We start from the raw sequence: 18,726 nt of genomic DNA, 5'->3' as shown, positions 1-18,726 counted from the left end.
CCACGATGAGAAACGGGTCGGCTGGACGTCATTACCTCCCTCACGGTATTGTCTGCATATAAAATAGGCAGCAGTCTTGCCTTTGACTGCACAATACTTCAGCTCAATTTACGGTGATGTCGAGCAAATAAGCATAATGCCAAATTTGTAAGCATATCTGTATAAAAACGCGGCATAAACTGCTTGCTAAATGGGCATGAGGTGGGTATAACGTGGGGCTACCAATGTGCTTTTTTGGTTTTTGGGGCGGCAGCGTTGCCCCCTATCTCAACGAGGAGGAAGGTATGTCCCCAGTCATTGACGAAAAGGTTGAGCCGATTTACCAGGAAGTGCTGAAGCGGAACCCGGGAGAGATCGAGTTCCACCAGGCGGTTCGCGAGGTACTGGAGTCTTTGGGACCGGTGCTCGTGAAGCATCCGGAATTCTGCGAACGCAAGATCATCGAAAGGATTTGTGAGCCGGAGCGACAGATCATCTTCCGGGTCCCCTGGCAGGACGACCACGGCGACGTCCAGATCAATCGCGGCTTCCGGGTGGAATTCAACAGCTCCCTGGGGCCGTACAAGGGGGGCCTGCGCTTTCATCCCTCCGTCTACCTCGGGATCATCAAGTTCCTGGGGTTCGAGCAGATCTTCAAGAACTCCCTGACCGGTCTACCCATCGGCGGCGCCAAAGGGGGCTCCGACTTCGATCCCAAGGGTAAGTCCGACAACGAGATCATGCGTTTTTGCCAGAGCTTCATGACCGAGCTCTACCGCCACCTGGGCGAGCACACCGACGTCCCGGCCGGCGACATCGGGGTCGGCGGCAGGGAGATCGGGTACATGTTCGGCCAGTACAAGCGGATCACCAACCGCTACGAGCCGGGGGTCCTGACCGGGAAAGGGCTGGATTGGGGCGGGTCGCTGGTGCGGACCGAGGCGACCGGCTATGGCGCCACCTTCTTTGTCGACGCCATGCTCAAGGTGAAGGGTGACTCCTTCGACGGCAAAGTCTGCACGGTATCCGGCTCGGGCAACGTCGCCATCTACACGATCGAGAAGATCAACCAGCTCGGCGGCAAGTGCGTCGCCTGCTCCGATTCCGACGGCGTCATCTACCACGAGAAGGGGCTGGACCTCGATCTGATCAAGGAGCTGAAAGAGGTGAAGCGCTGCCGGATCAAGGACTACGCGACGTACCACAAGGACGCCCGCTACACGCCGAACGGCAACATCTGGGAGATTCCCTGCAAGGTGGCGATGCCGTCGGCAACCCAGAACGAGATCAACGGCAAGGACGCGATCACCCTGCTGAAAAACGGCTGCATCGCGGTGGGGGAAGGGGCGAACATGCCGACCACCCCGGAGGGGGTCCGCGCGTTCCTGGAGGCAGGGATTGCCTACGGCCCGGGCAAGGCGGCCAACGCCGGCGGGGTTGCCACTTCGGCGCTGGAAATGCAGCAAAACGCCTGCCGCGACACCTGGACCTTCGGTTACACCGAGAAGCGGCTGGCGGAAATCATGAAGAACATCCATGACCTCTGCTACGAAACCGCGGATGAATTCGGCACGCCGGGGAACTACGTAAACGGCGCCAACATCGCGGGCTTTATCAAGGTGGCCAAGGCGATGGTGGCCCACGGACTCATCTGATCCGGTAAAACCTTAAGGGCAAATCCCCCCCCTTCGCCAAAGGGGGACTTCAACCCCGTGCTTAAGCGGGCCGGTGTGGGGGGGATCCCGGACAAAAAAAGGCCCTTGGCGTTGCTGCCAAGGGCCTTTTCTGTAGCTGGGAGGGAAATCCTTAGAGGATCTCCTCCAGTTTGATGTCGAAGTTGAGCGCCTGCCCGGCAAGCGGGTGGTTGGCATCGATGGTGATCGACTCGTCGGTGACCTCGGTGATCAGCACCTGGAATACCTGGCCGTCTTCCTGGGTCACTTCGAGCTGCTGCCCGACTTCCGGAGAGAGCTCGGCGGGGAGATCGCCGCGCGGAACGACGGCAACCATTTCATCGATCCGCTCCCCGTACGCGTCTTCAACCGGGATATGGATCGTCTTGGACTCACCAACCGAAAGACCGACCACGCCGTTCTCGAAGCCGGGAATGACTTCTCCCTGCCCGATGGTGAACTGGAGCGGGCCGTGGCCGCACCCGCACTGATCGTCAGCGCATTCCGAGGAGTCGAAGACGGTGCCGTCGTCGAGCCTGCCTGTGTAATGGACCTTTACCCGGTCCCCTTGTTTTGCCTGTGCCATTTTGCACCGCCTTTTAACCGATTATTTTGGAGCAAATCCGGGAGAGCCTACCAGATTGCTCGTCCACATGCCAGTTTTTATTCGTCTCTGCGTCGGGCAGCCAGTTGCCTGCCGACAACGGGTATTATGGCAGATGGGAGAACGGTGCGGCAAGGGTTCATTCTCCCTTCACATTCCCTTACGAAAATGTTACTAATGAACCTTTGAGGTTCCCATGGAAACGAAAAACAGACAGATGATCTTTCACGGCCTGGTGGTCGACGTCGAGCAGATGGACGTCATGATCGGCAACCAGGGCTGGTACACCTATCAGATAGTCCGGCATCCCGGCGGCGCGGCGGTTCTCCCCGTTCATGAGGATGGTTCGGTCACCTTGATCCGCCAGCTCAGACCGGCTGCGGACGATTTCCTGCTGGAGCTCCCCGCGGGACGGCTGGCCCCCGCAGAAGACCCGAAACTTGCCGCGGCACGGGAGCTGGTCGAGGAGACCGGCCTCACCGCCGGCGCTCTGGTCCCCTTAGGGATCCTGCATTCCTCCCCGGGGGTGTTCGACGAGGTGATTCATCTCTTCCTCGCGAAGGGGCTCACCCAGGGGGAAGCGGACCCTGAGGATTACGAGGACATCGCCTGCGTGAGACTCCCCTATGCCGAGGCTCTCGGCATGGCCATTGACGGAAGAATCACCGACGGCAAGACCATAACCGCCCTGCTGCGGGCACAGAGGCACCTTTCATGATATTGACCGCTCGGGTGGCAGCTGAGCAGGCGGGGATGCGCCTGGACGACGGGGCGAAGGCGATCTTCCCCCAGCTCTCCAAGGGGGAGATCCGCCGCGTCATCGACTGGGGCGGCTGCAACATTAATCAATCCCTGGTGCGGGTCGCCTCGCGGGCCCTCAAGGAAGGGGACGAGATCGCGCTCGGGATCATGGAGCCGGAGCGCTGCATCGAGCTGGTCTACGCCAAGGGGGATCTCCTTTACGAGGATCGCGATTTTTTGGCGGTGCTCAAGGCCTCCGGTTTCAACAGCCAGCGGACCCCGTACCAGTTGAAGGGAACCGTCGAGTACGCCGTCGACTGCTACCTGCGCAGCATTGGCCTCACCGAGCCGGCGCGGGTCGTGCACCGGCTGGACCGCGGCACCAGCGGCGTCATGTTCTGGCCCAAGCACAAAAAGGCGGCGACGCTGATCTCGAACCTCCTCAAGGAGGGGAAGGTGAGCAAGACCTACTGGGCGCTGATTTCCGGCTCTCCGGACCAGGAGCAGTGGGAGGTGGACGCGCCGATCGCCAAGCTGAGCAAGTTCCGTTACGGCGTGGCGCTGCCGGGACGCTCCGCCCGGACGCTCTTCCGCGTATTTGGAGAAGGCAACGGGGTGACCGCCATCGAGGCACGGCCGCTGACCGGCCGCACCCACCAGATCCGGGTCCATCTGACCCATTCCGGTTTTCCCATCGTCGGCGACGAGCCGTACGGCGGGGTTCCGGCCGCCCGGATGATGCTGCACTGCCGCAGCATGAGTTTTACGACCCCCAACGGAAAGTTCATCGAGGCGGTTGCCCCGCCCGATCCATCCTTTGCCGCAGCCGCACCGGCAGATCTCCTTCAATAACACCTGATCCCACCTCATGGGACTTCTTAACAGGAGGGTTACATGAAAAAGAAGCTTTTGGGCGTACTGCTCGTAGTCGTGTTTGCCGTAGTCGGTTCGGTTGCGGTGTGGGCCAATCAGCAGTCGGAGATGCCCTGCGACAAATGCATGAAACAGGGGCAGGTTGCGGCCCAGCCGGGCTGTGACAAGTGCGCCAAGATGAAAGAGGCCGGCAAGCCTTGTCCCAAGGAGTGCGCGGACTGTCCGAAGATGAAAGACGGCAAGCCGTGCCCGAAGGAGTGCGACAAATGCGCGAAGATGAAGCATGGCGCAGGCTGCAAGGAGTGCGCTGGCTGCGTCCACATGAAAAACGGCAAGTGCGACTGCCCGGGGTGTGCGGATTGTCCGAAGATGAAAGACGGCAAGCCGTGTGACTGCTCCACGTGCCCGAAATGCATGAAGATGAAAAAGGGAGCCGGCAAACCCTGCCCGGACGGCAACTGCGACACGATGGGGAAGGACGGCAAGGGCGCCGGGATGGATTGCGACAACTGCCCGAAGATGAAAAAGGCGGCGCCGCAACCCTGCTGTGACAAGGCCGGCAAGCCCGCCGCAGAGAAGCCGGAGCACGTGCACTAGTATCTGGCTTTGACGCTGAAGAAAAGAAAGGAGCGTTTCGACTCGTCGAAACGCTCCTTTTGTTTTGGAGGGACGTAGGACTCGTTCCCAAGGTCCACCTTGGGAACGCAATGATATGCCAAGCTTCAGCTTGTATCTGAGCATGCGAAGCTGGAGCTTCGAGATCGGATGGGCGTTCCCGAGCTGGAGCTTGGGAACAAGAAACGCTGGAGCTTGGGAACGAGAACGAGGAGCTGTTACTTGCTGAGCGTCCGCAGCAGCGCCCGTGCCGGCGCGCCATCGCACCCCTTGATCTTCAGCGGCAGGCAGATCAGCTCGTACTCTCCTTGGGGCACCTCCGAGAGATTCAATCCTTCCAGAATGATTACCCCGTTATCAAGCAGGGCCCGGTGCACATCTCCATTCCCGTGGAACGGTTCCACCGACAGATAGTCGATTCCTACCAGCTTGATCCCCAATTCGACCAGGTACCTGGCTCCGTCCACCGATAGCGCGGCATAGTCGGTCGAAAAAGAGCCGCTCTTCCACAGATCGCTATTTCCCGTTTTCAATAGAACCCTCTGGGCACCCTGTAGCGGGAACTGTCGCAGTTCCTGCGCTCCGATGGCTGCGACCCCGCTGATTTCCACGACGACGGCCGGTCCGAGGAATATCTCCGGCGGCAGGAGGTCAACCGTTATCCCCTGGTCGTTGAAGTGCCGTGGGGCATCGACATGGGTGCCGCTGTGGCTGCAGAGGGTGAGGCGGGTAAGGTTGGCTTCGTCGCCGTTGGCGATGGAGTTCCAGGGGGAAAGGCTGACGGCAACGTCGCCGGGGTAGTAGGGGAGTTCGGAGGAAATTGCCACGGTAATGTCATGGATGGTCATGAGAACCTCTCGCTGGGGGGTGGTGAGATCGCACGATTATAGCGCAGGAAGAACCTTCAACGGTAACGCTTTGGGGGCGACATTAACTGGTTGGAGCCGCAATAAGAAGCCGGAGGTAATGAACTGTGGGAGTGCCCTAGTTTTCTCGGAGTGAATGACCCGAGTAGGTTGCCGCCTTCGGCGGATCGCGCCAGGAATGGCGCTCCCACAGTACGGCGCCTGCTCCTGCACCACGGTGCACTCTGCTCACGCCGTAAAAAGCCTGCTCTTACTCTTTCTCCTCGGCAGAACCCTCGTTGATCAGCCGTTCCATATCGCCTTCGTTGAACAGGTAGTGCTCGCCGCAGAACTCGCAGGTGACCTCGGCACCGTGCTGCTCCTTGCGCATGGAAATCAGTTCCTTTTTCCCCAGGGAGAGCAGGACGCGTTCGATCCGTTCCCTGCTGCAACTGCAGGCAAAGGCGAGGGCGTGCTTTTCGAGGGTGTCGTAGGGAATCTCGGCGAAAAGAAGCTCCAGGATCTGCTCCGGCGTGGTTCCCTTGCGCAGCAATTCGCTCAGCGGAGGAAGCTGCTGGATCCGTTCCATGAGCTTTTCGACGACATCCGGATCGACCGGCGGCACCGCCTGGATCAGGAAACCTCCCGAGGCGGCGATTTCACCCTTTTCGTTGACGTACTCGGCCAGGCCGACCGCGGAGGGAATCTGTTCCGATTCCACCAGGTACAGCGCCACGTCCTCGCCGATCTCGGCGGTGTAGAGCTGGACCATCCCGCGATACGGCTCGTTCATTCCCAGATCCTTGGCCACGGTCAGGAAACCGGCGCGCCCCAGTGCTGAAGGGATGTCGAGCCGCCCGTCCGGGCGAAACATCTGCACCTGCGAATCCCCCACGTAGCCGCGGACGGCGCCGTTGCTGTCGGCTTCGACCACGATCTTCTTCAGCGGCCCGCTCCCCTCGAAGCGGAGCGCGACGCGCTGTCCGGTCTTCAGCATGGCACCCAAAAGGGTTCCCGCGGTCAAGGCCCGCCCCAGCGCGGCCGAAGCCGTGGGGAGCGTGCCATGGCGCTGGCAGATCTCTTCCACGAGATTGGTAGTGGTGCAGGCAAGGCCTCGTACGTTGCCGGACTTCGCCAGAATTCTTACGAGATAATCGTTCACGGTTTTACCTCTCGAACAGGATCTGTGGTAAGCGGATTTCTTTACATAACGTTACAAAACAGCGAACGATGACAGAGTCAATGACATTACTTGAATCAATCATATTCCAACACCACGGAGTTTTGTCATAAACAAGAGGCGGATTCAAAGTTTGATCCGCCTCCGTTGTCAACTGTCCGTGCTCAATTGTCTCTTCAATGCTAGACCAGCTCGGCGGAGTAGTTGAATTCGGATGCCCCGGGAACGGCAACCCCTTTCCGATAGGCTTCCAAAACCTGATCCCGTTCCTCCTGCTGCTGCAGCAGGGAAAGGTCCAAAGTGAAGGAGCCGCAGCCGGCCTGCCGCAGCTCGGACCGGTACTGGGTGAGGGCAAAGGGCGTCTTCGCGCTCACCACGGTGAGGTGGTCCTTCACCTTCACCGTGTACGCCTCGCCGCGGTCGGAGGTGATCGGCACGTCTCCTTTGAGCTCCTTGATGCCGATCTTCGAGGTGATGACCGGGATCGGCGCGTACAGCACGACGCTTTTCTTGATCCGCACGTCGGCGGCGAGCACCCGGGCCAGGTTCTCACGGTCGTCTTCGATGTAGAGGGTCGACCGCACCGCGCCGAGCTCCTGCCAGCTCAACAGCGCCTGCGAGTTGAGGGAAAAGAGCCGGTAGCCGGTGGAAAGCTCGGCGTCGGTCCCTTTGAAAAGCTGGAACTGGGAAAGGTTGGTGAGCTCGAAGCGCTTGAAGCCCGCCCCCAGGATCTGCGTCACCGCCTCCCGGTAGAAGGGAAGGTCCGCCTCGAAGATGATGAAGGGGAGTTGCCAGATGATATGGTCCTCTTTCCCCTTCACCTTCCGGGCGAGTTCACGGACCTGGTGCATGTTTGCCTTGGACACCGGCAGCACCACCGAGTCGACCATGTCGCGGTGCAGCTCGAACCAGTCCTTGGCCTGCTCCACCTGGACCAGCAGCTCCTCCTTGCCGCGCGCCGGAGCGGGGCGGGAGGGGACCAGCGAGGCGAGCGCCTGCTCGCGCCCGAGGCGGCTTTGCTTTTTGAGGGCACCCACCACCTGCTCGGCGAGCCAGGCATAGAAGCCGCGGCGGACCTCCTTGAGCAGCGGACCCGGGATGAGGAGCGCCGGGAAATCGGGAGCGGAGAGCGAACGGAGGTTGAACGAGGTGTCGCCGCATTTGGAGAACTGGCCCCGCAGCACGCTTTCCATGTCGGAGCTGCGCGCCGGCTCCAGCGGCCCAAGCGGGAACTCCTTGACGAATTCCTGCCCGGCAACCCTGGCCGCGATCCGCATCGACTCGCCGGCATGCGAGATGGCGAGCTCGCACGGAATGCAGTCGCCCTTCACCGCGTCCAGCCGCTTGAGACAGGCGTTTTCGCTCATGGTGAAGGCGGTCTCCGAGGAGACCTTGAAGACGGAATCGCCAAGCTTGAACGGGAACGGCGAAGGGGTCGACACCAGGGTGTTTTCCTTCACGTTCTTCACCGGCTTGTCGAAGATGAAGAGTTCCTTGATGGTGAAGGCGCGTCCGGCCATGTCGGTTTTGGGCTGGACCCGGATCCGGTCGCCGACGTGGAGCCGATCGCGCGTCTCAAAGGAGATGCGTCCGCCACGGATGGCGCGGATGTCGCCGAGGTAGCGCCCGGTGGCCCCTTTGATCGAAGGGGTCGAGATGTCGGTCGGGGTGTGGGAGGCAAGGAATCCCTTGGTGGGGACCCGGCCGAAGGAGAGTTTCAGGAGTTCCTTCGCCTGGGCGACGGCGGCGTCGTGTCCCCCTTCCGGGGCGTCCAGGACCATGCGGTAGGCGCCGATCACGCTCGCCACGTACTCCGCTGATTTCATCCTCCCCTCGATCTTGAGCGAGGCAACGCCGGCCTGCGCCAGGTGCGGGATCATCTCGATGCTGGAGAAGTCGTTGGTGGAGAGGTAGTACCCTTCCTTCCCCTTGTATTTATATTGGCGCCGGCAGGGCTGGGCGCAGCGCCCGCGGTTGCCGCTGTGCCCCCCGAGGAAGGAGGAGAAGAAGCACTGGCCGGAAAAGGAGAAGCAGAGCGCACCGTGGATGAAGCATTCGATCTCGGCGTCGCAGGTATCGATGATGGATTTGATCTCGTTGAGGTGCAGCTCGCGGGCAAGCACCACCCGCTCGAAGCCGAGCTCTTCGAGCTGCTTCACCCCCAGCGAATTGTGGATGGTCATCTGGGTTGAGGCGTGCAGCGGGATGCCCGGGAAATGCAGGCGGGCGAGCCGCGCCACGGCGAGGTCCTGCAGGATGACGCCGTCGACCCGCATCACCTCAAGGGCCGCGAGGGTCTCGACGAGCTGGGGGAGTTCCGCTTCCTTGACCAGCGTGTTGAGGGTGACGTAGATCTTGCGCCCCATACTGTGGGCGTAGGTGGTCATCCGCTCCATCTGGGAAAGGGAGAAGTTCTTGGCCTTGGCGCGGGCGGAGAAGTCCTTGAGGCCGGCGTAGACCGCGTCGGCGCCTTTCTCCATGGCGGCGAAAAATGCTTCGAGGGAGCCTGCGGGAGACAGCAGTTCCGGTTTCTTGGGGGTGCTAATGGACTTGGACATCCGGCTAGAGTACCGGAAAATGGGCAGTTGAGTCAATCAGTCATCGGAAAAGCGTAATGGTAAGGCGGGGTTCGGAGGAAATTTAGGATAGATTTGGTCCGAAATGCTCTATGACGGCCCTGATAAACCGGACGCAGGTTGCATGAAAAGGCAGGGTTTTGAAGTCCCCCTTTGAAAAAGGGGGATTTAGGGGATTTGCCTCTGAGGTTTACAGGGTGAGCTAAAAGGCAAATCCCCCCGGCCCCCCTTTGTCAAAGGGGGGAGGTGAGCGGAACTGGCGGGCGCAGCGTGCGGCCCCTTCAGGTGGGAAGTTATTGTGGGAGCGCCATTCCTGGCGCGATCCGCCGCAGGCGGTGATGAAGCGGTTCATTCGCGCCTGGAAAGGCGCTCCCACCGGGTAAAGCGGCTGCAATCGAAGAAGATGCACCGTCGTCTGCCGGCCCGGGAAGAGGTCAGCGGACCGGAACGTACCGGTACCGGGTCCTTTTCTTCACCAGGTTCCCCAGGGCAAAGAGGTCGGTCTGCGAGATCATCCAGACCTCATCTTCTTTTTTCAGCTTGATCCCCTTGGTTACGTACTCGGTCCCGGAGACCCCACCTTCAAATCCCAACCGCGCCTTGACCACCGCGGCGCGCTCTCCCTTGAAACTCACCTTGGCGTTCTGCATCTTTTCCCAGCAGCAGGCCGGCCGGCGCGGAGCCGCGGAGAGCCGGCGCGCGAACTGCTCGCGACTCTCCCTCCCCGGTATCAGGGTCCGCTCGTACAGCTCGGCATACTTGCCGTCCCGCCAGAGGTCGAGGATGCGCTCGAAGTCCTGCAATACTCTGGCTTCGCTGTCGCCTTGGGCGCGGGCGTGGGTTGGATGGAGAGTGAGGACGAGACAAAGGAGGGAAACGAGAATGGGGCGTCGCATGGGGGATACCTCCCTGGTAGGCAACCTCAAGCAGCGGACCGCTCACGCCGCGGCGGCTTCCCCCGTCCCCTCCCGGCCGGGGAGGGGACCTTCTGTTCCTGGGGGGCACACCGTACCGGTTCGCAGTGGCTGTTCTGGGTTGCCGGAAATTGGCATCCGCCAATGATAGCGGATCGGGAGGTTTTGGCGAGGGCTCAGCAGTCGTGGCTGCGGGTGATCCTCAGCATCTTGTTGCCGCCGCGCTGGAACCGGTACGGTACCTCTTCGACGCTCACCTCGTAGCCGCGGGAGCGCATGTAGTCGACGATGGGTGCCGCAAACGGGGAAGGGGTTCCCCGGTAGGTGAGCAGGGGGAAGATGCGCAGTTCCTTCGCCACCCGGCAGAGTTCGTCCACCGCCTTCCGGTGGAAATGCAGCGGCAGGTTGTCCGAGTAGAGAAAAAGGAAGTGGGAGCAGATCGCCAGGTCGAAGGTCCCGTTCTCGAAGGGGAGGGCGGGAAGCTTCCCGGAAACATAGCGACCCTCGGTCCGGCCCTGGTCGTAATCGCTGAGGAAATCCTGCATTGCCTTCATGCGCAGCTCACCCAGGGCATCCGGGGATTCTATCTCGTCCCATTCGAAAAGGTGCTGGTTTGCCGCGGTCTGGGCGAGAACGGAATGGTAGGTCGCCTCGATGCGGTTCCGGATATCGTCGCCGGAACAGTGGTAAAGCGGATCGCACGAGACGACATGGCGTCCCTCCCGTTTCATTACCGCGTTGAAACTGGCCGGGCCGTCGGCGGCGCCGATGATCTTCTTGCCGAGGTCCTCGTCGGTGAGCCGGAACATGCGCCGGTATTCGTCGAAGGACCGCCCCCACGGCACCGCATCTTCGTACCTGATGCTGCTCATCACTACCCTCCACCTGAAACCGATCGTGTCCCCCTTTGCGAAAGGGGGAAGTTCATTACTGCTAGTTACTGCAGGGCCTGCTCCTTCCGATTTTGCATGGGCATCTCCAAGGCTCAGCCAATCAAGTCCCCCTTTGCGAAGGGGCATTAGGGCGATTTGCCTCTAGGGTTTTGTACTGCAAAACCTCAAAAGCAAATCCCCCCGTCCCCCCCTTTGCCAAAGGGGGGGAGCCCAAGGTCTTGCTGACACTGATCATCGTGCAGAATCGCGTGACAGGAATGTCGCTCCTACACGATTACGGCACGCTACAGCGTCCGGTCGGCCGCTTCGGCGAACAGGCGCAGTTTCTCCATCAGGGCCGCGAACTTCTTCGGCTTGAGCGACTGCGGGCCGTCGGAGGAGGCGTGCTCCGGATCGGGATGCACCTCGATGATCAGGCCGTCCGCGCCGGCGGCGACGGCAGCGTAGGACATCGGTGCAATGTAATGGTAGTTGCCGGTCGCGTGGGACGGGTCGATCACCACCGGGAGGTGGGTCTTCGCCTTGAGCACCGGGACCGCCGCAAGGTCGAGGGTGTTCCGGGTCGCCGTCTCGAAGGTCCGGATCCCGCGCTCGCACAGGATGACCGACTGGTTGCCCTCGCTCATGATATATTCGGCACTCATCAGAAATTCCTGAATGGTCATTGACATGCCGCGCTTCAAAAGGATCGGTTTCTTGATCTGGCCGACCTTGCGCAAAAGGGCGAAGTTCTGGGAGTTGCGTGCCCCGATCTGGAGCATGTCGGCGTAGGAGGCGACCAGGTCGACCGACTCCGGGTCAATGACCTCGGTCACAAAGGGAAGGCCGGTAAGATCGCGCGCCTTGGCGAGCAGCTTGAGCCCTTCCTCCTCAAGCCCCTGGAAGGAGTAGGGGGAGGTCCGCGGCTTGAACGCGCCGCCGCGCAGCATCTGGGCGCCGGCCGCCTTGACCGCCAGCGCGCTTTCGATGATCTGTGCCTCGTTTTCCACGGAACAGGGGCCGGCCATGACGACGATCTCTTTGCCGCCGATGGCGACGGTGTCGGAGACCGGCACCACGCTCGATTCCTTCTTTACCTCCTTGGAGGCGAGCTTGTACGGCTGGAGGATGGGGACGACGCTTTCCACCCCGGGCATCGACTCCAGCGTCTGCAGCACGCTCTTGGCCCGCTCGTCGCCTACGGCGCCGATGACGTCGCGGGTGGTCCCGTGAATGATGTGCGGGGTGTAGCCCAGCTCACGGATCCTCTTGGTTACCGCTTCCCGCTCTTTCCTGGCTGCTCCGGATTTCATGACGACGATCATTTTGTTGCCCCCTTTGGATTCCCGAAACGACGAAGGGCCGGAGGATTGCTCCCCCGGCCCTTGCATTTGCTGCTCGCGATTCACTTGGAATCAAAAAAAGCCGGGGGGGATCTCTCTGTCCGCCTCGGCTTTCGGTTTGGTAGTTTAGTTCCTGCTTCCTAAATCAAACCTCAACCCCGGGCAGACGGCCTAAAATAAAAGCCGCACCAAAAGTAAAAGTTAAAAAAGGAAAAATAGCAGGCGTTTTTCATGGTGCGGAATTCTTGCCCCTTTTGCGGATCGATGTCAAGAAAAAACTGCGACCACCGCAAAACAAGATTCTTTTGACAATCGAAAACCTTTCCGTTAATTTGACGGGCAAATGCATGAATGGCTGGCCAATTACGGCTTTTTATCCCTGTTTTTTCTGAGCTTTCTCGCCTCCACTTTGATCCCCCTCGGATCGGAGTGGCTGGTGGTTACCATGCTCCTTTCCCGGAGCGATCCGTTTGCGGTGGTGGCGGTGGCGACCTGCGGCAATTACCTCGGGGCACTGACTACGTACCTGATTGGACTTTACGGCGCCGACTTTCTGAAGACCCGTCTTTTGCGCATGGACCCGAAAACGACGCAGAAGGCGGAGCGGCTCTACGAGCGCTTCGGCTCCTATTCCCTGCTCCTCTCCTGGCTCCCGGTAGTGGGTGACCCCCTCTGCCTGGTCGGGGGGGTGCTCCGGGTCCGCTTCATCCGCTTTTCGCTTCTGGTGGCCACCGGCAAGCTCGCCCGTTACGCGGCGGTTGCCTGGGTGACCCTGAAGGGGGCCGCGGCAATCTGATCCCGGAGGTTTGATGCTGAACTGCAGCAAGAAGGTGCTACCCAACGGCCTGCGACTGGTAGCCGTGGAGATGCCGCACCTGCACAGCGCCGAAATCGCCGTCTACATCCGGGCGGGGGGGCGCAACGATACCTTTGAAAAAGCCGGTATCTCCCATTTCCTCGAGCACATGCTGTTTCGCGGCTCGAGTGAGTTCGCCTCCAACCTGGAGCTGGAGATCGCGTTCGAGGCGATCGGGGGGAGCGTGAATGCTGCCACCGACGAGGAGACCACCTGCTACTTTTCGCGCATCCATCCCGGCGAGATTCCGCGCGGCATCGAGCTCTTCTCCTCGATGCTGCTCCGCCCGACCCTGCCCGGGATCGACATTGAAAAGCGGATCATCACCGAGGAGGCGCTCGAGGACATCAACGAGCGGGGCGACGAGACCAATCCGAACAACCTCTCCAGCCGTCTGCTCTGGCCCGACCACCCCCTGGGGATGCCGACCATCGGCTACCTGAACACCATTGCCGCCATCGAGGAAAAGGACCTGCGCGATCACTTGCGCCGCTACTACATCCCGTCCAACGCCCTGATCGTGGCGGCGGGGAAGGTGGAGCCGGAGCGCTTTTTTACTGCCTGCGCCGATGCCTTTTCCGGCTGGGAAGGGGGGCACCCCCCGGTGGCCGAAGAGCCGAAAAACGCGCAGCGCGAGCCGCAGACGCTCTTCGTCAAGGATTCGGACAGCCAGGTGAACCTGCAGCTTGCTTTTCGCGGCTTTGCCCGGAAGGACCCGCGCATCATGGCGCTTCGGCTGATCCGGCGCATGCTCTGCGGCGGCGGCAGCTCCCGGCTGCACCTGACGCTTAGGGAGAAGCTCGGGATCGTCTACTCGGTCGATGCCTCGCTGGCCGCCTACGAGGAGACCGGCGCCTTTGCCATCGAGCTGGCCACGGCTCCGGAGAACCTCCCCCTGGCGGTCTCCGAGGTGCTGAAAGAAGTGCACAACATCGCGTTCAACCCGGGAACCGCCGAGGAGCTCAAGCGGGTCAAGGAAGGTTATTTCTACGACCTGGAGTACAGCCGGGATTCGACCTACGAGATGCAGGTCCGTTACGGCTGGGGCGAGCTGATGGGGATGGTGCGGACTCTCGAAGAGGACCGGGCCGAGGCCGAGGCGATCGATGCGGCGCAGATCATGGCCACGGCGCGCGACCTGTTCGCCCCGGCGAACCTGAACCTGGTGGCGGTCGGCCCCTGGAAGGCGGCGGCCCGCCGCGAGGTGGAGCGGGCGGTAAAGCAGTACGCCAAATTGTTTTAACACTCCCCGGCGGGTCCGATCGGCCCCCGACGGGCAAACATCACCGAAACAAGGAACACCATGAACACTGCCATTCTTCTTTTGGCTCACGGCAGCCGGATCGCCGAGGCCAACGACGCCGCCCGCATCATCGCGGCACGGGTTAAAGAGATCACCCAGTACGACATCGTGGAAGTCGCTTTCCGCGAGCAGCACCTCCCCAACATCCAGCAGGGGGTCGACAACTGCGTGGCGCAGGGGGCTCGGCGCATCCTCCTGGTCCCCTATTTCCTTTACCTGGGGGCCCACGTCCAGGAGGACCTCCCCGAGGAGCTGGAGGAGGCGAAACAGCGCCATCCGGGGATCGAAATGACCCTCGGTCGGCACCTGGGGCCCCATCCCAAGCTCGCCGAAATCGTGGTGGAGCGGATCGCCGAGAGCCTGACCGACACGGGGTGGCATTGATGTCGGTGCACCTTGCGCCGGAGGAGATCGAAGCACGCTCCTTCCAGATCATCGAAGCAGAGTTGGGCCCCCATAGCTGGTCGGCATGCGACTGGCCGTTGGTGCGCCGCGCCATCCATACCAGCGCGGATTTCGAGTACGCCGTCACCATGCGCATCTCGGCCAACGCCGTAGCCCGCGGGATCGCAGCGCTCAAGGCCGGGCGGGGTATCGTCACCGATACCACCATGGCCCTCTCCGGGATCTCCCAGGCGCGGCTGGCGCAGTTCGGCGTGAAAACGAGCTGTTTCGTCGCCGACCCCGACGTGGCCCGCGAGGCGAAGGCACAGGGTATCACCCGTTCCATCCTGGCCATGCGCAAGGGGGCGCAGGATGCCGCCAACGGGATTTTCGTCATCGGCAACGCGCCGACGGCACTTTTCGAACTGATCCGGCTGGTCCGCGAGGAGGGGGTACGCCCCGCCCTGGTGGTTGGGCTTCCGGTCGGTTTTGTCGGCGCTGCCGAGAGCAAGGAGGCGCTCCTTACGCTTGCCGAGGAGTTGCCGGATTTACCCTTCGTCACCAACCGGGGACGCAAGGGGGGATCCAACGTAGCTGCCGCCATTATCAATGCAATAGTGATCCAGGCCGCTGAGTCGTGAGCCGTTAGTTATGGGCGGGACGTCAGCAGCGCCCCGCGGATGAGTGATCAACCTGGACCAGACGATGACCGACAAGAATCTCAGATACGGCTATACCACCGGCTCCTGTGCGGCGGCTGCGGTTAAGGCTGCCTGCCAGATGTTGCGGGACCAGGTACCGGTGCACGAAGTGGTGCTTCCGCTCCCCTGCGGCCAGACCGCGCGGTTCGCGATCCAGGGGCAGGTGATCGAAGGTAACCGAGCCTCCTGCTTCGTGGTCAAGGATGCGGGGGACGACCCCGACATCACCAACGGCGCCGAGATCCACGCGACCGCCACGGTGGATTTCTTCACCAAGCACCGGATCATCCTGAAAGGCGGGGTGGGGATCGGGAAGGTCACCAAGCCCGGGCTCGCGGTTGCGGTCGGGGAATGGGCGATCAACCCGGTGCCGCGGCGCATGATCCAGGAGGCGGTGAAGGAGGTGTTCGCGGTCCGCTGCGTGCCGGCCACCCTCACCCTGACCATCAGCATCCCCAACGGCGAGGAACTGGCGAAGAAGACCCTGAACGAGCGGCTCGGCATCGTCGGCGGCCTTTCCATTCTGGGGACCTCCGGGATCGTGAAGCCGATCTCGACCAAGGCCTGGACCGACACCATCGACACCTCGGTCGACGTCGCCCTGGCCTGCGGCTGCCGGACCGTCGTGCTTGCCACCGGGAGAAGCTCGGAGCTCGCTGCGCAGAATCACTTCCGCGACAAGGAAAAACTGGCCGACGAGTCCTATGTCATGATGGGCGACCATTTTGGCTATGCCGCCCAGAGTTGCGCCAAAAAGGGGGTTCCCCGGGTGGTGATCGCGGCGCAGTTCGCCAAGCTGGTGAAGATCGCCTGCGGCCACCCCCAGACCCATGTCACCTCTTCGGAGCTCGACCTGGAGGTCCTGGCGGGGTGGCTGAAAGAAGATCCCGGGACCGCGCACCTGGCGGAGAAGGCCCGCGGCTGCAACACGGCGCGGGAACTTTTGATCGCCTCGGATTACGACCGCCGGCTGATCGAGATCGTCTGCGGCCGCGCGGCCATGACCGCCGCCGCCCTGGTCCCCGGGCTTTCCGTCGTTGTCTTTCTCGCCGGCTACCACGGCGAGATGCTGTACTGCGGGACCGGAGCAGAGTTCAGCCGGTAGCTTGGTTGATACAAAACCTGCTTCCTCCCTCTCCTTCAAGGAGAGGGTCGGGGTGAGGATGGGTGCTTGTTGCAAGCCGCGCTCACGCGCGGTCCCCCCCCTTGAAGGGGGAGGGACCTCGTGCGGATCTTTAGCCTGTTATTGAAGTTCTTGTGCAGTTTTTTGAGAGGGGAGAGTCCATGCCGAAACAGAAAATTTGTCTCGTCGGTGCCGGGATAGAAGGTTGGGAAGGGTTCGGGAAACAGGCCCTGGCGGTGATCGACAACGCCGAGGTACTGATCGGCAGCCAGCGCCTTTTGGACATCTTCCCCGACTTCCCGGGGGAAAAACGGCTGCTGGAGGACCTCTCCATCATGCTGGAATACCTGCGCAGCACGGAAAAGATGACCGTGGTGCTCGGCTCCGGCGACCCCAACTTCTTCGGTGTCGGGCGGTTTCTCCTGCGCAACCTCCCCAAGGACCGGGTGGAGATCTACCCGAACGTCACCTCCGTCCAGTACGCCTTTGCCCGGATCAAGGAGCCGTGGGATGACGCGACCTTCGTCTCGGTCCACGGCCGCGGCATCAAGCCGGCCTTGGACCGGATCATCGCCTCCGAGAAGACCGCCGTTCTCACCGACGCCACCAACACCCCTGCCGTGATCGCCCGTGAGCTGATCGCCCGGGGTGCAGAAGGGTACGAAGCCTGGGTCTGCGAGGACCTGGGGCTCACCGGCGAAAAGTTCACCAAGACCGACGTGCGGGGGCTGGCGGAACTTTCCTGCTCGCCGCTCAACATCCTGATCCTCATCAAGACCTGGGAACCGACCCTGCAGAACTACCCGATGATCGGCATCCGGGACGACGAATTCGCCACCGCGAAAAAGCTCATCACCAAGGAAGAGGTCCGGGCGGTAACGCTCGGCAAGCTGCAGCTGCAGGACGACCTGGTGCTGTGGGACATCGGCGCCGGCAGCGGTTCCGTATCCATCGAGGCCGGCAACCTCATGCCCAACGGCCGCATCTACGCGGTGGAGAAGAACCCGCAGTACCTCTCCTTCCTGCGTGAGAACCTCAAGAAGTTCTCCGCGCGCAACGTCCTGATCACCGAATCCTTCGCCCCGGAAGGGCTGGAGGACATGCCGGACCCGGACCGCGTCTTCATCGGCGGCTCCGGCGGGATGCTCGAAGAGATCATCGAGGCGGTCGACAAGCGCCTCAAGCCGGACGGTTTCATTGTTTTGAACGCGGTGACCCTGGACACCCTCACCAAGGCGGTCGAGTTTCTGGAAGACCACGGCTATACCGTCGAGGTCACCTGCGTCAACATCGCGAAGACCCGCACCCTCACTGAATACAAGATGTTCGCCGCTCACAACCCCGTCTACGTGATCACGGCCTGGAAAGGGGAAGAGTAGTGGCAAAGGTTTATGCCGTCGGGGTGGGCCCCGGCGACCCGGAACTCCTGACCCGGAAGGCGGAGCGGGTGATCCGGAATGCGAACGTTATCTGCGCGCCGACCGGCGGTGCGGAAGGGGGGAGCTACGCGCTCTCCATCGTCGAGGAATTCATCGACCGTAGCCGTCAGGAGGTGCTGGTCCAGCTCTTCCCGATGAAGAAGGACCAGCAGGGGCTCGACACCTTCTGGGAGGAGGCCGCCGAGCAGGTCTGCCAGCGGATCGCCCAGGGTAAGTCGGTCGCCTTCATCACCATCGGGGATCCCTTCCTCTACTCCACCTACCTTTACCTGCACCGCATCCTGCAGGCCCGGCACCCCGAGATCGAGATCGAGGTGGTGCCGGGCATTTCCAGTATCCTCGCCGCATCGGCCGCCGCCGGCGTCCCGCTTGGGCTTGGGGGAGAGCGGATCGCGGTCCTTCCCGCCACCTACGAGGACGAGGAGCTGAAGGAAACCCTCAGCCAGTTCGACACCGTCGTCCTCATGAAGGTGAACCGGGTCTTCGACCGGATCTACGGCGTGCTCAAGGAGATGGGGCTGGAGAGAAACGGGGTCTTCGTGCGTCGGGTCGGATCGAGCGAGGAAGAGGTCCGCTTCGACCTGGAAGCCCTGAAGGGCGAGAAGCTCGATTACCTTTCCATGTTGATCGTGAAGAAGTAACGCTCAAGGTTCTGGAAAAGGCAAATCCCCCTAAATCCCCCTTTTGCAAAGGGGGACTTAAGAC

At 61.7% G+C, this 18,726-nt stretch carries 18 protein-coding genes; 11 read left to right on the top strand and 7 right to left on the bottom strand.

The genetic code is table 11. The annotated features are described in order from the left end of the window. Positions 1-284 precede the first annotated feature (284 nt). Positions 285-1,634 (top strand): NADP-specific glutamate dehydrogenase, encoded by a 1,350-nt coding sequence (gene gdhA / locus JFN93_RS12045; protein ID WP_199384333.1) that lies wholly within the window; start codon positions 285-287, stop codon positions 1,632-1,634. Positions 1,635-1,785: 151 nt separating this feature from the next. On the opposite strand, the gene JFN93_RS12040 is transcribed toward gdhA, so the two are convergent. Next, positions 1,786-2,238 carry an FKBP-type peptidyl-prolyl cis-trans isomerase gene (locus tag JFN93_RS12040; protein WP_199384332.1) on the bottom strand — a complete coding sequence of 151 codons (453 nt, stop codon included), beginning with the start codon at positions 2,236-2,238 and terminating at the stop codon, positions 1,786-1,788. Positions 2,239-2,452: 214 nt separating this feature from the next. Between JFN93_RS12040 and JFN93_RS12035 the strand changes: the two genes are divergently transcribed. From JFN93_RS12035 to JFN93_RS12025, 3 genes are read left to right on the top strand one after another with little or no spacing between them, the layout of a single operon-like run. Beyond that, on the top strand, positions 2,453-2,974 hold the full coding sequence (locus JFN93_RS12035; RefSeq protein WP_199384331.1) for an NUDIX hydrolase: 522 nt from the start codon (positions 2,453-2,455) through the stop codon (positions 2,972-2,974). Beyond that, positions 2,971-3,849: an RluA family pseudouridine synthase gene (locus JFN93_RS12030; RefSeq protein ID WP_199384330.1), complete on the top strand. Its 879-nt coding sequence runs from the start codon at positions 2,971-2,973 to the stop codon at positions 3,847-3,849. The genes JFN93_RS12035 and JFN93_RS12030 overlap by 4 nt, the downstream gene beginning before the upstream one ends. 42 nt (positions 3,850-3,891) lie before the next feature. Then, positions 3,892-4,467, top strand: a complete 576-nt coding sequence (locus JFN93_RS12025; protein ID WP_199384329.1) for a hypothetical protein — start codon at positions 3,892-3,894, stop codon at positions 4,465-4,467. A gap of 236 nt (positions 4,468-4,703) precedes the next feature. Here JFN93_RS12025 and JFN93_RS12020 read toward each other — a convergent pair whose 3' ends face one another. The 6 genes from JFN93_RS12020 to aroF form a co-directional block, all read right to left on the bottom strand. After that, positions 4,704-5,333 carry a cyclase family protein gene (locus JFN93_RS12020; protein ID WP_199384328.1) on the bottom strand — a complete coding sequence of 210 codons (630 nt, stop codon included), beginning with the start codon at positions 5,331-5,333 and terminating at the stop codon, positions 4,704-4,706. Positions 5,334-5,601: 268 nt separating this feature from the next. Then, positions 5,602-6,492 (bottom strand): Hsp33 family molecular chaperone HslO, encoded by an 891-nt coding sequence (gene hslO / locus JFN93_RS12015; RefSeq protein ID WP_199384327.1) that lies wholly within the window; start codon positions 6,490-6,492, stop codon positions 5,602-5,604. A 200-nt stretch (positions 6,493-6,692) separates the two neighbouring features. After that, positions 6,693-9,068, bottom strand: coding sequence for a peptidase U32 family protein (locus JFN93_RS12010; protein WP_199384326.1), 2,376 nt, complete (start codon positions 9,066-9,068; stop codon positions 6,693-6,695). Between the two features lie 452 nt (positions 9,069-9,520). Next, positions 9,521-9,982 (bottom strand): hypothetical protein, encoded by a 462-nt coding sequence (locus tag JFN93_RS12005; protein ID WP_199384325.1) that lies wholly within the window; start codon positions 9,980-9,982, stop codon positions 9,521-9,523. A 194-nt stretch (positions 9,983-10,176) separates the two neighbouring features. After that, the gene (locus JFN93_RS12000) at positions 10,177-10,872 is read right to left on the bottom strand and encodes a class I SAM-dependent methyltransferase (protein ID WP_199384324.1); all 696 of its coding nucleotides are present in this window, start codon (positions 10,870-10,872) and stop codon (positions 10,177-10,179) included. Positions 10,873-11,177: 305 nt separating this feature from the next. Beyond that, complete coding sequence (gene aroF, locus JFN93_RS11995) at positions 11,178-12,197, bottom strand: 3-deoxy-7-phosphoheptulonate synthase (RefSeq protein ID WP_199384323.1); 1,020 nt, start codon at positions 12,195-12,197, stop codon at positions 11,178-11,180. Positions 12,198-12,558: 361 nt separating this feature from the next. Here aroF and JFN93_RS11990 point away from each other — a divergent pair, with 361 nt between their 5' ends. The 7 genes from JFN93_RS11990 (at position 12,559) to cobI (ending at position 18,662) form a co-directional block, all read left to right on the top strand. Continuing rightward, positions 12,559-13,011 (top strand): YqaA family protein, encoded by a 453-nt coding sequence (locus JFN93_RS11990; RefSeq protein ID WP_199384322.1) that lies wholly within the window; start codon positions 12,559-12,561, stop codon positions 13,009-13,011. A 13-nt stretch (positions 13,012-13,024) separates the two neighbouring features. Then, positions 13,025-14,314, top strand: a complete 1,290-nt coding sequence (locus JFN93_RS11985; RefSeq protein ID WP_199384321.1) for a M16 family metallopeptidase — start codon at positions 13,025-13,027, stop codon at positions 14,312-14,314. 60 nt (positions 14,315-14,374) lie between these two features. Next, positions 14,375-14,758: a sirohydrochlorin chelatase gene (locus JFN93_RS11980; RefSeq protein WP_199384320.1), complete on the top strand. Its 384-nt coding sequence runs from the start codon at positions 14,375-14,377 to the stop codon at positions 14,756-14,758. Next, complete coding sequence (locus JFN93_RS11975) at positions 14,758-15,399, top strand: precorrin-8X methylmutase (RefSeq protein ID WP_199384319.1); 642 nt, start codon at positions 14,758-14,760, stop codon at positions 15,397-15,399. Before JFN93_RS11980 ends, JFN93_RS11975 begins: the two co-directional genes overlap by 1 nt. A 64-nt stretch (positions 15,400-15,463) precedes the next feature. Beyond that, a complete protein-coding gene (cbiD, locus tag JFN93_RS11970) occupies positions 15,464-16,564 on the top strand; it encodes a cobalt-precorrin-5B (C(1))-methyltransferase CbiD (RefSeq protein ID WP_199384491.1) in 1,101 nt (366 codons plus the stop codon). 179 nt (positions 16,565-16,743) lie between these two features. Next, the gene (gene cbiE, locus JFN93_RS11965; protein ID WP_199384318.1) at positions 16,744-17,961 is read left to right on the top strand and encodes a precorrin-6y C5,15-methyltransferase (decarboxylating) subunit CbiE; all 1,218 of its coding nucleotides are present in this window, start codon (positions 16,744-16,746) and stop codon (positions 17,959-17,961) included. Beyond that, positions 17,961-18,662, top strand: coding sequence for a precorrin-2 C(20)-methyltransferase (gene cobI / locus JFN93_RS11960; RefSeq protein WP_199384317.1), 702 nt, complete (start codon positions 17,961-17,963; stop codon positions 18,660-18,662). The genes cbiE and cobI overlap by 1 nt, the downstream gene beginning before the upstream one ends. Positions 18,663-18,726: the final 64 nt, after the last annotated feature.

The organism is Geomesophilobacter sediminis, assembly GCF_016458275.1.
GTDB classification, from domain to species: domain Bacteria; phylum Desulfobacterota; class Desulfuromonadia; order Geobacterales; family Geobacteraceae; genus Geomesophilobacter; species Geomesophilobacter sediminis.
Note: the sequence above shows the minus strand (reverse complement) of the source record. Positions and strands in the feature narration are given on the sequence as shown.

What these genes read in the sequence shown, in the direction of transcription:
- gdhA (WP_199384333.1), top strand. Translation starts at nt 285, where the DNA reads ATGTCCCCAGTCATTGACGAAAAGGTTGAGCCGATTTACCAGGAAGTG.
- JFN93_RS12040 (WP_199384332.1), bottom strand. Translation starts at nt 2,238, where the DNA reads ATGGCACAGGCAAAACAAGGGGACCGGGTAAAGGTCCATTACACAGGC.
- JFN93_RS12035 (WP_199384331.1), top strand. Translation starts at nt 2,453, where the DNA reads ATGGAAACGAAAAACAGACAGATGATCTTTCACGGCCTGGTGGTCGAC.
- JFN93_RS12030 (WP_199384330.1), top strand. Translation starts at nt 2,971, where the DNA reads ATGATATTGACCGCTCGGGTGGCAGCTGAGCAGGCGGGGATGCGCCTG.
- JFN93_RS12025 (WP_199384329.1), top strand. Translation starts at nt 3,892, where the DNA reads ATGAAAAAGAAGCTTTTGGGCGTACTGCTCGTAGTCGTGTTTGCCGTA.
- JFN93_RS12020 (WP_199384328.1), bottom strand. Translation starts at nt 5,333, where the DNA reads ATGACCATCCATGACATTACCGTGGCAATTTCCTCCGAACTCCCCTAC.
- JFN93_RS12010 (WP_199384326.1), bottom strand. Translation starts at nt 9,068, where the DNA reads ATGTCCAAGTCCATTAGCACCCCCAAGAAACCGGAACTGCTGTCTCCC.
- JFN93_RS12005 (WP_199384325.1), bottom strand. Translation starts at nt 9,982, where the DNA reads ATGCGACGCCCCATTCTCGTTTCCCTCCTTTGTCTCGTCCTCACTCTC.
- JFN93_RS12000 (WP_199384324.1), bottom strand. Translation starts at nt 10,872, where the DNA reads ATGAGCAGCATCAGGTACGAAGATGCGGTGCCGTGGGGGCGGTCCTTC.
- aroF (WP_199384323.1), bottom strand. Translation starts at nt 12,197, where the DNA reads ATGATCGTCGTCATGAAATCCGGAGCAGCCAGGAAAGAGCGGGAAGCG.
- JFN93_RS11990 (WP_199384322.1), top strand. Translation starts at nt 12,559, where the DNA reads ATGCATGAATGGCTGGCCAATTACGGCTTTTTATCCCTGTTTTTTCTG.
- JFN93_RS11985 (WP_199384321.1), top strand. Translation starts at nt 13,025, where the DNA reads ATGCTGAACTGCAGCAAGAAGGTGCTACCCAACGGCCTGCGACTGGTA.
- JFN93_RS11980 (WP_199384320.1), top strand. Translation starts at nt 14,375, where the DNA reads ATGAACACTGCCATTCTTCTTTTGGCTCACGGCAGCCGGATCGCCGAG.
- JFN93_RS11975 (WP_199384319.1), top strand. Translation starts at nt 14,758, where the DNA reads ATGTCGGTGCACCTTGCGCCGGAGGAGATCGAAGCACGCTCCTTCCAG.
- cbiD (WP_199384491.1), top strand. Translation starts at nt 15,464, where the DNA reads ATGACCGACAAGAATCTCAGATACGGCTATACCACCGGCTCCTGTGCG.
- cbiE (WP_199384318.1), top strand. Translation starts at nt 16,744, where the DNA reads ATGCCGAAACAGAAAATTTGTCTCGTCGGTGCCGGGATAGAAGGTTGG.